This is a genomic window from Pseudomonas cichorii, assembly GCF_019719005.1.
In the GTDB taxonomy this organism is placed as follows: domain Bacteria; phylum Pseudomonadota; class Gammaproteobacteria; order Pseudomonadales; family Pseudomonadaceae; genus Aquipseudomonas; species Aquipseudomonas cichorii_E.
The window spans coordinates 11,553-26,062 of record NZ_JAIGPJ010000006.1; the positions used below are offsets into that span (position 1 = coordinate 11,553).

Consider the following 14,510-nt stretch of genomic DNA (forward strand, 5'->3'; position numbering starts at 1 on the left):
GTTATATGCATATTACGGATTGGTAGTGTGTATGAATTGCATCTGTTTACAGCGAAAACCCCGCTATATCTTTTGATCCAGAGCCTTTGCAGGGTTTTTCATGCTTCAGGGTCGATCAACTGTTTGCAGCGCAACATCAATTGGTCAGTTTGTACGATTGTTCAACTTGTTAAAGGTATCTATATAGAGAAAAACCACTAATAAATCGCTGGCACGACATCTGCACTGTGAACTTTCATAACTGTTGGCGCTGTTCAAGATCGGTCAAGTAGTGGCCATTTGAATATCGGCCTGTCAATTAAGGAGTACTTGCCGTGCAGGCGATAAAACGACAAAGCGGACGTTATTTACCCCATCTGAGCAGTGCCGCCAGCGTGCCGATTCTGCTGGCCTTGCTCGGCCCGTTTGCCCAGGCGGCCGATGAGTCGGGTAGTACGACGCTGGGCAAGGTGACGGTTACCGGCACCGCTGCAAGCGAAGCGCAGAAGGACCGCAAGCGTTTGCAGAAGGTGGCGGGCAATACCGCAGTGGTGGACAACCGTCAGGTCGAGCAGGGCAAGGCGTCCAGTGCCGAAGATGTGCTTGCCCTGCAACCGGGGGTATTTGCCCAGGCCACAAGCGGCAGTGGTGCCAACAAGATTTCCATCCGCGGCTCAGGCCTGAACACCTTCTATCAAGGCTATGTGCTGGGGACAAAGTTTCTCTTCGACGGCCTGCCGATCACCGGCCCTGGTGGAACCCAGGAAGACTTCCTGGACATGCAGGCCGTGGATCACACCGAAGTGCTGTATGGCGCCAACGCCTCGGAATATGCGGCCCTGTCGCTGGGCGGTGCTATCAATTTCGTCAGCAAGACCGGCCGTACCGATCCGGGCAATTACGCCCGTTTCGAGGTCGGCAGCTACGGTTATCGCAAGCAGCAGTTGAGCACTGGCGGCGTGGTCGGTGACAGCGATTACTACATCAATATCCAGCACAACGAGCGTGACGGCTATCAGGATCATGCCTCCAACGAGGCCCGTGGTCTGGCGGCCAACTTCGGGCATGTGTTCAGCCCGAAACTGGAGACGCGCTTTTTCCTCAAGTACCGGGAAGAAGACCTAATCAACGGCAATACCCTGACTCGCCAGCAACTCAAACACGACCCGCGCAGCAACCTTGTGCCTACCGGACGCCGCAAGGATGGCACCACGTTCCTGGCCAACAAGACCACTTACACCTTCGATGATGGCGGCAAGCTTGAAGTGGGTGCCGCTTACAACAACTATCCATTGCTCAATGGCTGGCGCTACGCCGTTGCGCCGCAGGACTGGCGCTCCAAGGATATAAACCTGACCCTGCGCTACTTCCGCACCGGCGACAGCTTTTTCGGCCTGCCCAGCGACAGCAGCATCATCTTCAGCAACACCCGGGCCTATCTGGCCGACGTCAAATCCCACAGCGCCAGCACTGGCGCCAAATTGCAGGAAACCAACTACACCGGCTCCCGTGACACGGTGCTGAGTTTTGGCAACGAGCTGCAACTGACGGACCGGCTATGGCTGTCTTCGGGGCTTTCGTTCATCAATATCAAACGCAAGGCCGAGATCGAGTACACCACCGGCACCAATACCAGCGACTTTCCCGACAGCGTCGCCTACACCGAGAACGACATCGCGCCGCGCATCGGCCTGCGCTATCAGTTGACGCCGGATTTCCAGGTGTTCAGCAATGTCAGCCGCAGCATCGATCCGCCGGTGACCTGGCAACTGGGCAGCACCGGCAACCCTTATCTGTTCGATGCCAGGCCACAGAAGGCGACCACCTTCGAGGTGGGTATTCGTGGCAGCAAGGGGATTTTCGATGGCAGCCTGACGCTCTATCGATCCTGGGTTCAGAAAGAGCTGCTGACTGTGGTGGTACAGCAAGCCACCGCGACTCAGGATCAGATCACCGCCACGTCCAATGCCAGCCCGACCATTCACCAGGGCATCGAGGCCGGTCTTAGCGCGCTCCTGTGGTCAGGTGACAATGGCGACACCCTGGACCTGCGTCAGGCCTACACCCTCAACGATTTCCACTACCGCCACGACGACACCTTTGGCGACAACGAACTGCCCAGTCTGCCACGTCATGTCTATCAGGCCGAACTTGCCTATCGCCAGCAAAGCGGTTTTTACGCCTCGCTCAACCTGCGCGCGGCGTCGAGTTACTACATCGATTACGCCAACAGTTGGCAGGCACCGTCCTACGTGCTCTGGGGAGCCAAGGTCGGCTATCAGGCACCGAGCAAGAAGTGGGAGGTCTTCGCCGACTTGCGCAACCTCACTGACGAGAGCTACGCCACAGCCGCCAATACGGCCTACAACGCCAATGGCCAGGACTCGGCGAATTTCTATCCGGGTGACGCCTTTTCGGTGACCACCGGTGTGGCGTTCAGGTTTTGAGCGCCGCTATCCACGCATACAAGGAGTTGCCATGAGTCACGAGTTTGAACAACCTGTTACTGATGCCGAGCTTGAGTCGCGTTTCGCGCCGATCATTGCGCGGATTGCCGCAGGTGCCGTAGAGCGCGAGCAGCAACGCCAGTTGGCCCACGAGCCGGTTGCCTGGCTGAAGGAAGCCGGTTTTGGTGCCTTGCGGGTCCCGCGTCACTATGGCGGGCTGGGCGCGAGCTTGCCACAACTGTTGCACTGGCTGGTGCGTCTGGGGGAAGCCGACTCCAACCTGCCGCAAATCCTGCGTGCGCATCTGGGGTTTGTCGAAGGACGGCTTGCATCCCGTGACACAGCCTCCCAGGCCTACTGGTTCGCCAGGGTCGCCGCAGGCGAGCTATGGGGCGCGGCGATGGCGGAACGCAGCGACAGCTCCAGCAACACCGTGGCCTTGACGGCGCGGGTTCCCGGAGATGCCAGCGCCGGTTACCGACTGGACGGGCAAAAGTACTACTGCACCGGCACGCTCTATGCCAACTGGGTGGCCGCCATCGCCAATGACGGCGACGACTTTGTCAGCCTGTCGGTGCCGACCCGTGCAAAGGGTGTTGACGTGCTGGATGACTGGGACGGTTTCGGCCAGCGCCTGACCGGCAGCGGCACCACGCGATTCACGGCTGTTGAGGTGCCGGCAGAGCATATTCTGCGCCGCTTCAAGAAAGGCGAACTGCGCGCCGAGTCCTACCTGACGGCCTTTTATCAGGCTGTGCATCTGGCAACCCTGGCAGGTATCGCCCGTGGGGTATTGGCCGATGCCGTGGATTTCGTTCAGGGCCGTACACGCGCCTTCGGCATTCCCGGCCAGACGCGCCCGGCAGACGATCCGCTGGTGCAGCGGGTGATCGGTCGTCTGTCGAGCCTGGCCTTTTCGGCTCAGGCACAGGTCACGGCCATCGGTCACAGCCTGCAAGCCGTACACGAGGCGGAACAGTCTGGAGTGGTTTCCGAGCCGCTTTATACCGAAGCCGAAGTGCAGACCTATCAGGCCCAGCAGATTGTCCTGGCCCAGGTGCTGGAAGCCAGCACTTTGCTGTTTGAAGTCGGTGGTGCTTCGGCCATCAGCACCCGGCGCAATTTCGACCGGCACTGGCGCAACGCCCGCACCTTGGCGTCCCACAACCCGGCGATCTATCGCGAGCAGGCGCTGGGCAATTACTACCTCAACGGCATCAGCCCCACAGCGGCCTGGCGTGCATTGCATGCCGAGGCCGAGGGGCAGGGCGCTGTCGATGAAGCCAGCGCGGTCTGAACGCCATTCAAGGAGAGCGCTATGCCCAAACAATTGCACGTCAACCTGTTCGAGATGAACTGCGTCAGCCATATCACCCATGGCATGTGGGTTCACCCGGACAATAACCGCCACCGTTTCAATGATCTGGATTACTGGACCGAACTGGCTCAACTGCTGGAGTACGGCACGTTTGACGGGGTGTTTCTGGCCGATGTAGTGGGCGTTTACGACCGCTTCCGCAATGGCCCGGAAACCGCTTTGCGCGAAGGCTTGCAGGTGCCCAGCAACGATCCGATGCTGCTGGTCCCTGCCATGGCGGCGGTGACCCGTGAACTGGGTTTCGGCGTGACCTTTTCCACCACCTACGAGCCGCCGTTCAGTTTTGCCCGGCGCATGAGCACCCTGGATCACCTGACCAAGGGCCGGGTTGGCTGGAATATCGTCACCTCCTATCTGCCCAACGCCGCCCGCAACTTCGGGCTGGATCAGGAAGTACCTCACGACCATCGCTACGAGATCGCCGACGAATACCTCGACGTGCTCTACAAGTTGTGGGAAGGCTCATGGGATGACGATGCGGTGATTCAGGATCGCGAACAGCGCATCTATACCGATCCGTCCAAGGTTCGCTATATCAATCATGTCGGTGAACACTTCAAGGTCGCTGGCCCGCACCTTTGCCAGCCGTCGCGTCAGCGTACGCCGGTGCTGTTCCAGGCCACGGGTTCCCCGGCAGGTTCGGCTTTCGCGGGGCGTCATGCGGAAGTGGTGTTTACCGGCGGCATCACCCACGAAGACGTGCGGCGCAATATCACCACCATGCGCCGCAACACCGAAGAGCAGGGCCGCGACCCGGCAGGTATCAAGTTCATTGTTCAGGCGGGCGTGATTGTCGGGCGCACCGATGCAGAGGTGTCGGCCAAGCTCGACAGCTATCGACGCCTGATCAGCGTCGATGGCGGGATGGCCCACGCCCAGATGGGTATTGATCTGAAGGCGTATCCAGCCCATGAGCGACTGTCCAGCATCATCAAGCGCGGCGACATCGGCTGGGGTTCGCTCAACCGTTTCGATCCGGATACCACCGTGGGCGAAATGCTCGGCAGCTTTGCCGGGTTGCAGGAGGATCGCTACTTCGTCGCTGGAACACCGACGGTGGTCGCCGACGCGATCGAGCGCTGGCTGGATGTGGACGGTATCGATGGCATCAACCTGCGCCAGTACCTGTCGTTCGAGACGGCCCGGGATTTCATCGACCTGGTGGTGCCTGAGTTGCGCCGACGCGGCCGTTTTCGCGAGCGCTACACCCCCGGCGAAACCCTGCGCGAGCGATTGTTCGGAGCCGGGCAGGCGCGTCTGCCCGGCAATCACCCGGCAACGCGCTACCGCGATCCTGCCGCACTGAGCCAGCCCTTGCAGCCGTTGCGCTTTGCGGCACCAGAACTGTCATGAATCAACCGTTAGCGGCTGTTGCAGCAGCAACAGCCCGTGGGCAGTTTGTTGGTCATCCACCACTGGCCTTTACCTTTAAGTCAATTAATTCAATGGTTTGAGAGTCGGCACGGGACCTGCAATACCTCTGGTATCAGCCTGTGCAAAGCCATCGGACATGTCATCCCAGGGAGCGATCTTGAAATTCGATATCCGTCCTTTTATCCCTTTATTTGCCGCCTCGACATTGGCCCTGGCGTTGACCGGCTGCGAGCGCGCCGAGAAAGTCGCGACCCAGAGTGATCAGCCGGTGCATGGCGGTACGTTGGTATACGCCACCGACCGTGAGCCTACCTGCCTTGATCCCCATGTGGCGGGCGACATGCCCCAGGTGTTTGTCGCCCAGCAGTATCTGGACTCGCTGGTGTCCATGGACAGCGAAGGCCGGATCGGTCCCTGGCTGGCCAAGAGCTGGGAAGTCTCGCCCGATGGCCTGAGCTACACCTTCCATCTGCGCAATGACGTGCACTTCACTGACGGTACGCCATTCAATGCAGCCGCCCTGAAGGCCAACCTCGACCACATTTCCAACCCCAAGACCCAGTCCAGCACAGCCGGTGGTTACATTCGCCAATACCGACGCACCGAGGTCGTGGATGACTACACCGCCATCGTGCATCTGGCTACGCCTTATGCGGCGTTTCTGGAAGTGCTGGCTCAGGGTTTCCTGGGCATCCAGTCGCCTACGGCCCTGGCCCGCAGTCGCGATGCCAACTGCGAAAGCCCGGTGGGCAGCGGCCCGTTCAAGGTGGTCAAGTGGGAGCGTCAGAGCCATGTCCAGCTTGCGCGCAACCCCGACTACAACTGGGCACCGCCCACGGCCCGCCATCAGGGGCCGGCTTATCTGGAGGGCATTGTCTGGAAATTCATTCAGGAGCCTTCGGTGCGCTTTGCCTCCCTGCAAGCCGGTGAGGTGGACGTGATCGAGGCGCTGCCGCCGGAGTCCCATGAAGCGGCGCGGCGCAATCCTGATTTGAAACTGATCATTTCCCAGCGTCCGGGCAACCCCACCAATGGCACCTTCAATATTCGTCGTGCGCCCTTTGACGATCTGCGAGTGCGGGAAGCCTTTGTGCGCAGCGCCGATGTCGAGGGTGCGCTCAAGAGTGTCTATTTCGGCGAATTTCAACGAGCGGGCGGCCCGCTGAGCGTGGCGACGCCGTTCTACAGCCCGGACTTCGAGCGGGTTCAGGACTATGACCCGGCACGCGCCGCTCAACTGCTCGATGAGGCAGGCTGGACCGGCCGTGACGCCGAGGGTTATCGCACCAAGGACGGCAAGCGTCTGCGGGCCGTCGTGCTGATCGGCTCACGCACGCCACCTTCGGAAGTGACCTTGTGGGAGCAGGTTCAGGCCACGACCCGGCAGGTGGGCATCGATCTGGTGATGGATCAGATGAGCGATGTGCAATCCACTGCACGCCAGGCCGCCTGGGATTACGACATCCGCATCGGCTACTGGAACACCAATACCCCCGATGTGCTGCGGATCATCTTCAGCTCTGCATTTGTCCAGCCTGCGGGCGTCGGCGGTTATCACCAGAACACTGCCGGTTATGCCGATGCCGGGTTCGATGCGCTGATCGAAAGTGCCCTGGCCACTCAGGACCCCGAGCAGCGTCGCAAGATCTATTACGAAGCCCAGAAGCAGATCGCCGGGCAATATCTGGAGCTGACCACTTACCCGCAAAGCACCCGGCTGGGCATCTACAAGACCGCCCATGGCGTGCGCCTGGAGCCGTCTCTGGCGGTGACTTATCTCTATGACTCATGGGTGACGAAATGAGTACAAGCACAACGCCTCTGGAAGTGGTTGATCCCCGTCGCCAACGCCTGACTGCCCTGGGCCGTCGTGCCGCCATTCGCGTGGCGGGCGGGGTGCTGGTGTTGTGGGCCGTGGCAACCCTGACCTTTTTTGCCCTGCGCCTGATGCCGGGTGATCCGGTACTGGCGATTCTCGGCGGCCCAAGCGGCAACCCCACAGCTGAAACCATCGAAGCCACGCGCCAGGAATACGGCCTCGACAAGCCGCTGGCGGTGCAATATGTGGTCTATCTGGGCCGGTTGCTTCAGGGGGATCTGGGCAACTCCTATTCCCAGCATCAACCGGTAACCCGTGTACTGGCCGAGCAGGGCGGTGCAACGCTTGAACTGACCCTGGCTTCACTGGCGCTGGCCTGGGTGCTGGTCCTGCTGTTGACGGTCATCACGTCCGGGCGCGGCAGGTTGATTGGCGGCGCAGCGTCATTCGTTGAAACCCTGAGTGCCGCCTTGCCGCATTTCTGGCTGGGGGTGGTGCTGCTTGCGGTATTCGCCTTCGGCCTGCGCTGGTTTCCGCCTGCGGGTAGCGACAGCCTTGCAAGCCTGGTGCTGCCCGCATTCTCGCTGGCGATTCCGCTGGCGGGTTTCATTGCCCAGGTCACCCGTGAATCCCTCGAACTGACGCTGGATCAACCCTTCGTCCTGACCGCCCGTACCCGAGGCTTGAGTGATCTGGCGGTGCGTTTCAAACATGCCTTGCGCCATGCGCTGCTGCCGGGCGTGTCGCTTTCCGGCTGGGCCATTGGTGCGCTGATCAGTGGTGCGGTGGTCTGCGAGGTGATCTTTTCCCGCAAGGGCGTTGGTCGTCAGTTGTATCAGGCGGTACAGGCTCAGGATCTGCCTTTGGTGATCGGCATCAGTCTGGTGGTGGCTGCCAGCTATGTGCTGGCCAATATTCTGGTGGACCTGCTTTATCAATGGATTGACCCACGGCAACAGGAGCCGAACTCATGAGCGACCTGACCCTTGACCAGACCTTCAGCCCGTTGCGCCGTCAACGGCGTCTGCATCTGCCACCTCTGGGCGCGAGCTTGGCGCTGTTGTTTCTTGCTGCATTGCTACTGGCGGCGCTGGCTCCGCAACTGTTCACGAGTATCGACCCGCTGGCCATCGTGCCTCGCGAGGCGTTCCAGGCACCGGGCTTGGCGCACTGGCTGGGTACCGATCAGTCAGGCCGCGACATCTTTGCCCGGATTGTCTACGGCACTCGCGAAAGCCTGTTCATCGGTGTGGCCGCCACGGCATTGGCGATGAGCATTGCCATTACTCTCGGGCTGCTTGGCGGTCTGGGTGGGGCGCGGGTTGATCGCTGGGTGGGCTGGCTGCTGGAAGTCCTGTTTGCCTTTCCGAGCCTGGTGCTTGCCCTGTTGTTCGTGACGGTCTTTGGCAGCGGCATCGGCCCTTTGATTGTGGCCACCGGGCTGGGGGCTGCACCCGGTTATGCGCGGATGGTTCGCGGTCAGGTGCTGGCGGTGCGCAATGCCGGCTATATCGAAGCGGCGCGGGCGTTGGGGCATCCGGTTTCACGCATTGTGCTGCGCCAATTACTGCCCAATGCCATGCGCCCGCTGGTGGTTACGCTGACCATGGGCGTCGGTCAGGCGATTGTCTGGGCTTCGGCCCTGAGTTTTCTCGGCATGGGCGCACAGCCGCCAGCGCCCGAGTGGGGAACCATGCTGTCCATGGGCCGTGACTTTATCGCCAATGCCTGGTGGCTCACGTTCTTTCCGGGCCTGTTCATTGTGCTGACCACGCTGTCCACCACCGTGACCGGTCGCTATATCCAACAACGTCTGGAGGGACGCCTGCCATGAGTTACAAGACCTTGATTGTCGAAGGCCTGAACATCGCCTTTGAAGGCCGCAGCGTGGTGCGGGACTTGTCCTTTACGCTGGCACCCGGACGTTGCGTGGCGCTGGTGGGCGAGTCCGGCTCGGGCAAGAGCGTCAGTGCCCGCAGTCTGGTGGGCCTGGCGGGCAGTCGCGCCGAAGTGGCGGCCCGACGGTTGAGTTTTGGTGATCACGATCTGCTGGCTCTCAGCGAACGTCAGTGGCGTGGCGTGCGTGGCAAGGACATCGGTTTTGTCCTGCAGGACGCGCTGGTATCTCTCGACCCGTTGCGTCCGGTGGGCAAGGAAATCCTCGAAGTGCTGGAAACCCATGGTTTCGGCAATCGGCAGCAGCGTGGCGCACGGGTGCTTGAGTTGCTGGAGCGGGTTGGCGTGCCGGATGTGGCATTACGCGCCCGCCAACGTTCCGGGCAGCTGTCCGGTGGTTTGCGCCAGCGGGCGTTGATTGCCAGTGCTCTGGCCATGGACCCGGCGCTGGTGATTGCCGACGAACCGACGACCGCACTGGACGCCACGGTGCAGGCGCAGATTCTTGAAGTCTTCCAGCAGATCAAGGCCCGTGGCGCCTCGCTGCTGATCATCAGTCATGACCTGGCGGTGGTGGCGCAACTGGCGGATGACGTGGTTGTGTTACGCCATGGGGAGGTGGTCGAGCAAGGGCCGATGCAGCAAGTCCTGAGCAAGCCGCAGCATCCTTATACCCGTGAGTTGCTGGCCGCCGTGCCGTCCGAACACCCTCGCGGGAGTCGTTTGTCTGGAACAGCGCGCCCGACACCGCTCGTCAAAAGTAACGACGCGGGGCAAGTGCTGTTGCAGGCGCAAGGTTTGGGTAAGCGCTATCTGGGGCCGGATGGCCAGCTTCGTCAAGTGGTGCAGGACGTCGGTTTCGAACTGCGCGCCGGGCAAACCATGGGCATTGTCGGCGAGTCCGGTTCGGGAAAGACCACGGTAGCCCGCATTGCCCTTGGCCTGTTGCAACCCGATGCCGGTCAGGTGCTGTATCGCGGTCAGCCCTGGAACCTGCCCGGTAATGCTGTCGATGAAAAACGGCGCAGACCGCTGCGGCGGGAAATCAGCGTGATCTATCAGGACCCCCTCGGCTCCTTCGACCCACGCTGGAACGTGATGCAGATTCTCGATGATGCGTTGCATGTCGCGGGCATCGAAGCCAGCCAACGCCCGGCACGAATCAGCCATTTGCTGGGTCAGGTGCGATTGCCGCCCGAGCTGGCCCTGCGACGTCCTCTGCAGTTGTCCGGTGGCCAACGTCAGCGGGTCGCCATTGCCCGGGCGATTGCCAGTGAGCCGAAGCTGATTATCTGCGACGAGCCGGTGTCGGCGCTGGATGTTTCGGTGCAGGCACAAGTGCTGGATCTGCTGGCCGACCTGCAACAGGAGCTCGGGCTGGCCTATCTGTTCATCTCCCACGATTTGGGGGTGATTCGTCACGTCAGCGACAACGTGCTGGTGATGCGCCACGGCCAGGTCGTCGAACTGGCTCCGGCAGAGCAGCTTTTCACCCGGCCCGCCCATGAATACACCCAACGTCTGCTCGGTTCGGTGCCGCGCCTGCCCGGTAGCGGCGCAGAGCTGGTGGTGCCGCCGCTGGACCCGGAACACGAAGCTTTTGACGTGTTCGATGAATCACGTCTCTGGAAAATCGCCATCTAGGCTGAGGACTGCCCATGACCACCTTTCAACGTTTTACTCCGAAGCCGCCTGCTGCCAGCGTCAGCGAACTGCAAGCCCGCATCACTGCGCTGCTGCCAGCCATCGGCGCAGGCGCGGCCCAGCGTGAACGCGAGCGGCAATTGCCTTTTGAGGCCATCGCCCAGCTTGCTGCTGCCGGTGTGTACACCGTGCGTATCCCGAAAAGCCATGGCGGCCCTGGCGGCAGCGTGCGGGATGTCATCGAGTTGCTGCTGCGCATTGCTTCGGTGGACTCCAACGTTGCTCAGGCCTTGCGTCCCGGTCTTGCCTTTGTCGAGGGGCTGCTGGTTTCCACGACTGAAGATGCCGAGGCCGAGCGCCAACGCTGGTTTGCCCGCTACCTTGAAGGCGCGGTCATCGGCAATGCCGGTTGGGAGCTGGGCGGGGTCAATGGATCGATTGCTGCGCGGCTGGTTCGTGAGGGCGATCATTATCGGGCCAATGGCAGCAAGTTCTACAGCACTGGCGCACTGTTTGCCGATTGGGTCAGCGCGGTTGCACTGGACGAGGATGAGCAGCCAGTGTCCTTCGTTCTGCCTCGGGACCGCGAAGGTCTGGTGCTGCTCGACGACTTCGATGCCATGGGCCAGCGTCTGACGGCCAGTGGCACGACTCATCTGCAGAACGTGCGGGTCGAGGCCAGCGATATTCGTACCCGCACAGTGGAAGAGGGCAAGCGCACCATCGTCACGCCGTTCCTGCAACTGTTCCTGGGAACAGTGCAGGCTGGCATCGCCCGCAATGCACTGGACGACGCGATCCGTTTTGCCAGGGAACATGCACGGCCAATCAAGCACAGCAGCGCCAGTCGTTCGGTGGACGATCCTTATGTAGAGCTGGCCGTGGGCGATATTTCCGCTCGGGCCTACGCTGCCGAAGCACTGGTGCTCAAGGCCGCGGAAGCCATCGATCGTGCCTGGAGCGCGCAGCAGGCGCATGCAGAAGTCGAACAGGCAGCAGTCGAGGTGGCCCAGGCGCAGTATCTGGTCGCAGAGCTTGCGCTCAAGGCTGCTGAAACGGTATTTGATGTGGGTGGTGCTTCGACCACAGGCCGCAGCCATAACCTCGATCGCCACTGGCGCAATGCACGCACCGTGGCCAACCATAATCCGCGACACTGGAAAGCAGCAGTGGTGGGAGCCTGGCAGCTCAAGGGCACCGAGCCACCGACATCAGGGCTGTTTTAAAAAACGCCAAGGAGCGAATTCATTCGCGAAGGGGCCTCTCGCGAATGAATTCGCTCCTGCTTTTTAAATCACACGAGCATCATGCAGTGACTCAAGCGCCTGACTGCGCAGCTTTGCCAGGGTTTCGTCGCGGCGGTCGCGGGGGTAGGCAAGCGGTACTGCCAGTTCCCTGATGACGGTGCCGGGCCGGTTGCCGATCACCAGGACCCGATGGCTCAGGTACAGTGCCTCATCGACATCGTGGGTCACGACCAGCAAGCCGATATGGTGATGCTGTGCCAGTTCCAGCAGCAGGTCCTGAAGCTTGAAGCGGGTAAAGGCATCGACCGCGCTGAAGGGCTCGTCCAGCAACAAGAGCTGCGGCTGGCCGTAAAGCCCGCGAGCAATCGCCACACGCTGGGCCATGCCGCCCGATAACGCCTTGGGCAGCGCGTCGGCAAAACCGGTCAGGCCGACTTCGTCGATCAGACTGGTGACCCGGGCGCGGTCGTAATGCTTGTCCTGACTGAAGCCGATATTCTCGGCAACCGTCAGCCAGGGCATCAGCCGTGGTTCCTGAAACACGAAACCTACCTCGTCGGGACGCTTGCGCAACTGGCCGCGAAAATCCTGATCCAGTTGAGCCACCAGACGCAACAGCGTGCTTTTGCCACAGCCGCTTGGGCCGAGCAGGCTGACGATTTCCCCCGGTTGCAGTTGCAGGTCGAGCTGGCCCAGCACGGGTGTATCACCAAAAGCCTTGTGCTCGACATGCAGGTCCAGCAGTGGCGGCAGGTCTGGCGTGTCGTGATGAAGTCGAGTCATGGTCTGGCTCCGGAGTCTGCGCCGTCGAAGGTGTCGCGCCAGGCCAGCCAGCGTTTTTCAAGACCGGCCAGCAGGCCGTCGCTGATTTTTCCCAGCAGCGCCAGAACAATGATGGCTGCCAGCACCAGGTCCGGCCGCGAGGTTTCACGGCCATCGCTGAGCAGATAGCCCAGGCCACGAGTGGCGGCGATCAGCTCGGCGGCGACCAGGAACATCCAGCTCAGGCTCAGGGCGCTGCGCAGGCCGGTGAATACGCCGGGAAAGGCAGCCGGCAAGAGAATCCGCCGGGCCAGACGCGTACGGCTGAAGCCATACATGCGCCCGACTTCCACCAGCTTGCGGTCGATATTGCGGATGGCCGCCACCCCGTTGAGGTACACCGGGAAGAACGCACCGATGGCAATCAGTGTGATCTTGGACGTTTCGCCAATCCCCAGCCACAACAGCAGCAGCGGAACCCAGGCCAGACTGGGGATGGCCCGCAGACTGGCAAAGGTCGGTTCCAGCCAGGCCTCGGCCTCGCGGCTGAGGCCTACCCAGGCGGCGAACAGCAAGCCGAGTGCAGAGCCGATAAAGAAGCCGGCCAGCACCCGGGACAGGCTCGCCCCGATGTGTTTCCACAACGCGCCATCGGCGAGCTGGAACAGGGTCTGCGCCACCTCACTGGGAGCGGGCATCTGGTAGGAAGCGATCCAGCCCAGACGCACCACGGTTTCAAGCAGCAGGATGATCGCCAGCGGCAAGGCCAGGCCTTTGGCTCGACGTCGCCACTGGCGCGCACGGCTGGCCGGGCGCTCTGCCGGACTTGCCCCGGCCAGGGCTTTGCTGGAAGTGCTCATCACTCAATACTGGCCTTGCCGAAAGACGGATCGATCAGTTGATCGATGACCTGATTGACATCGACACCGCGTTTGACCAGTTCCTCGGACACCAGAATCGGAGCCGCAGCCTTGGAGGCGGTTACATCCTTGTCGGTCAGTTGAGGCGCAGACAGATCGGTACGGGTCAGTTGCAGTTTGGCGACGTCCAGCGGCAGCTTGGACTCGTCAGCCAGCAGCTTGGCGAACGCTTCAGGGTTGGCAATGGCCCAGTGACGCGCCTGCTCGTAGGCCTTGATCACTGTGCTGATGGTTTGCGGATGGGCTTTGGCGAAGGCTTCGGTAACGCTGATTACGCCATAGCTGTTGAAGTCCTTGTTGCGGTACAGCAAGCGCGAACCGGCCTGCAATTCGCTGGCGGCCATGTGCGGGTCAAGACCGGCCCAGGCGTCGACATCGCCTTTCTCCAGTGCGGTGCGTCCATCCGGATGCTGGAGGTGCAGGAGTTCCACGTCATTTTTTTCCAGGCCGGCCTTGGCCAGTGAGCGCAGGGTGAACAGATACGGGTCTGTGCCCTTGGTCGCGGCGATCTTCTTCCCTTTAAGATCGTTCACGCTCTTGAGTGGCGAGTCCTTGCGCACCACCAACGCTGTCCATTCGGCGCGGCTGTAGACATACACCGACTTGATCGGGCTGCCATTGGCCCGCGCCAGTACCGCCGACAGGCTGGCCGACGAACCGAAGTCGGCACCGCCGCTGTTCAGGTATTCCAGCGAGCGGTTGCTGCCCTGGCTGAACACCCAGCTGACTTTCGAGTTCGGCAAAGCCTTTTCGACCCAGCCGAAGTGCTTGAGCACCAGGCTGACAGGCGAATAGTAGGCGTAATCCAGACGCACTTCCTCTGGCGCATTTTCGGCGCGAGCGGACGGGTTCAGGGCCAGTGCCATCAGGCCTGAGCAGGCCAGAAGCTTCAGAGAGCGAGGGAGGCGGGGCAAGGCCAGATCAATCAGACGCATCGCGTGGTATCCAGTCAGGGTTGGGAAGTCATGACGCGATTGCAGGTGTCATGCCATATGCTGCAGGCCACGGCCCGTGGACGTTACACGCAATCGGCGCTGAAACGGG

Annotated in this window: 11 protein-coding genes; 8 read left to right on the plus strand and 3 right to left on the minus strand. The window is 61.4% G+C overall.

All coding sequences use genetic code 11. The annotated features are described in order from the left end of the window. The first annotated feature begins 314 nt into the window (after positions 1-314). The 8 genes from K5D32_RS07230 to K5D32_RS07265 all read left to right on the plus strand — a co-directional run bounded on the left by K5D32_RS07230 (position 315) and on the right by K5D32_RS07265 (position 11,763). Positions 315-2,426: a TonB-dependent receptor domain-containing protein gene (locus K5D32_RS07230; RefSeq protein ID WP_221599604.1), complete on the plus strand. Its 2,112-nt coding sequence runs from the start codon at positions 315-317 to the stop codon at positions 2,424-2,426. Between the two features lie 31 nt (positions 2,427-2,457). Then, the gene (locus K5D32_RS07235) at positions 2,458-3,723 is read left to right on the plus strand and encodes an acyl-CoA dehydrogenase family protein (RefSeq protein WP_221599605.1); all 1,266 of its coding nucleotides are present in this window, start codon (positions 2,458-2,460) and stop codon (positions 3,721-3,723) included. A 21-nt stretch (positions 3,724-3,744) separates the two neighbouring features. Next, the gene (locus K5D32_RS07240) at positions 3,745-5,157 is read left to right on the plus strand and encodes an LLM class flavin-dependent oxidoreductase (RefSeq protein WP_221593324.1); all 1,413 of its coding nucleotides are present in this window, start codon (positions 3,745-3,747) and stop codon (positions 5,155-5,157) included. A 226-nt stretch (positions 5,158-5,383) separates the two neighbouring features. After that, on the plus strand, positions 5,384-6,982 hold the full coding sequence (locus tag K5D32_RS07245) for an ABC transporter substrate-binding protein (RefSeq protein WP_260407293.1): 1,599 nt from the start codon (positions 5,384-5,386) through the stop codon (positions 6,980-6,982). Continuing rightward, positions 6,979-7,971, plus strand: coding sequence for an ABC transporter permease (locus K5D32_RS07250; RefSeq protein ID WP_260407283.1), 993 nt, complete (start codon positions 6,979-6,981; stop codon positions 7,969-7,971). Before K5D32_RS07245 ends, K5D32_RS07250 begins: the two co-directional genes overlap by 4 nt. Continuing rightward, complete coding sequence (locus K5D32_RS07255) at positions 7,968-8,831, plus strand: ABC transporter permease (protein WP_221599606.1); 864 nt, start codon at positions 7,968-7,970, stop codon at positions 8,829-8,831. The genes K5D32_RS07250 and K5D32_RS07255 overlap by 4 nt, the downstream gene beginning before the upstream one ends. Continuing rightward, complete coding sequence (locus K5D32_RS07260; protein WP_221599607.1) at positions 8,828-10,537, plus strand: ABC transporter ATP-binding protein; 1,710 nt, start codon at positions 8,828-8,830, stop codon at positions 10,535-10,537. Before K5D32_RS07255 ends, K5D32_RS07260 begins: the two co-directional genes overlap by 4 nt. 14 nt (positions 10,538-10,551) lie before the next feature. Further along, positions 10,552-11,763 carry an acyl-CoA dehydrogenase family protein gene (locus K5D32_RS07265; protein ID WP_221599608.1) on the plus strand — a complete coding sequence of 404 codons (1,212 nt, stop codon included), beginning with the start codon at positions 10,552-10,554 and terminating at the stop codon, positions 11,761-11,763. A gap of 63 nt (positions 11,764-11,826) precedes the next feature. Here K5D32_RS07265 and K5D32_RS07270 read toward each other — a convergent pair whose 3' ends face one another. Genes K5D32_RS07270 through K5D32_RS07280 form a run of 3 tightly spaced genes read right to left on the minus strand, consistent with a single transcriptional unit; the run spans position 11,827 to position 14,332 of the window. Next, positions 11,827-12,567 (minus strand): ABC transporter ATP-binding protein, encoded by a 741-nt coding sequence (locus K5D32_RS07270; protein ID WP_221599609.1) that lies wholly within the window; start codon positions 12,565-12,567, stop codon positions 11,827-11,829. After that, entirely contained in the window at positions 12,564-13,406 is an 843-nt protein-coding gene (locus K5D32_RS07275; RefSeq protein ID WP_221599610.1) for an ABC transporter permease, read from the minus strand. The genes K5D32_RS07270 and K5D32_RS07275 overlap by 4 nt, the downstream gene beginning before the upstream one ends. Beyond that, positions 13,406-14,332 carry an aliphatic sulfonate ABC transporter substrate-binding protein gene (locus tag K5D32_RS07280; protein ID WP_221576363.1) on the minus strand — a complete coding sequence of 309 codons (927 nt, stop codon included), beginning with the start codon at positions 14,330-14,332 and terminating at the stop codon, positions 13,406-13,408. Before K5D32_RS07280 ends, K5D32_RS07275 begins: the two co-directional genes overlap by 1 nt. Positions 14,333-14,510: the final 178 nt, after the last annotated feature.

Bases quoted from the DNA above. Each gene is read 5' to 3' on its own strand.
- K5D32_RS07250 (WP_260407283.1), top strand. From the start codon at position 6,979: ATGAGTACAAGCACAACGCCTCTGGAAGTGGTTGATCCCCGTCGCCAA.
- K5D32_RS07235 (WP_221599605.1), top strand. From the start codon at position 2,458: ATGAGTCACGAGTTTGAACAACCTGTTACTGATGCCGAGCTTGAGTCG.
- K5D32_RS07260 (WP_221599607.1), top strand. From the start codon at position 8,828: ATGAGTTACAAGACCTTGATTGTCGAAGGCCTGAACATCGCCTTTGAA.
- K5D32_RS07270 (WP_221599609.1), bottom strand. From the start codon at position 12,567: ATGACTCGACTTCATCACGACACGCCAGACCTGCCGCCACTGCTGGAC.
- K5D32_RS07255 (WP_221599606.1), top strand. From the start codon at position 7,968: ATGAGCGACCTGACCCTTGACCAGACCTTCAGCCCGTTGCGCCGTCAA.
- K5D32_RS07280 (WP_221576363.1), bottom strand. From the start codon at position 14,332: ATGGCACTGGCCCTGAACCCGTCCGCTCGCGCCGAAAATGCGCCAGAG.
- K5D32_RS07265 (WP_221599608.1), top strand. From the start codon at position 10,552: ATGACCACCTTTCAACGTTTTACTCCGAAGCCGCCTGCTGCCAGCGTC.
- K5D32_RS07275 (WP_221599610.1), bottom strand. From the start codon at position 13,406: ATGAGCACTTCCAGCAAAGCCCTGGCCGGGGCAAGTCCGGCAGAGCGC.
- K5D32_RS07240 (WP_221593324.1), top strand. From the start codon at position 3,745: ATGCCCAAACAATTGCACGTCAACCTGTTCGAGATGAACTGCGTCAGC.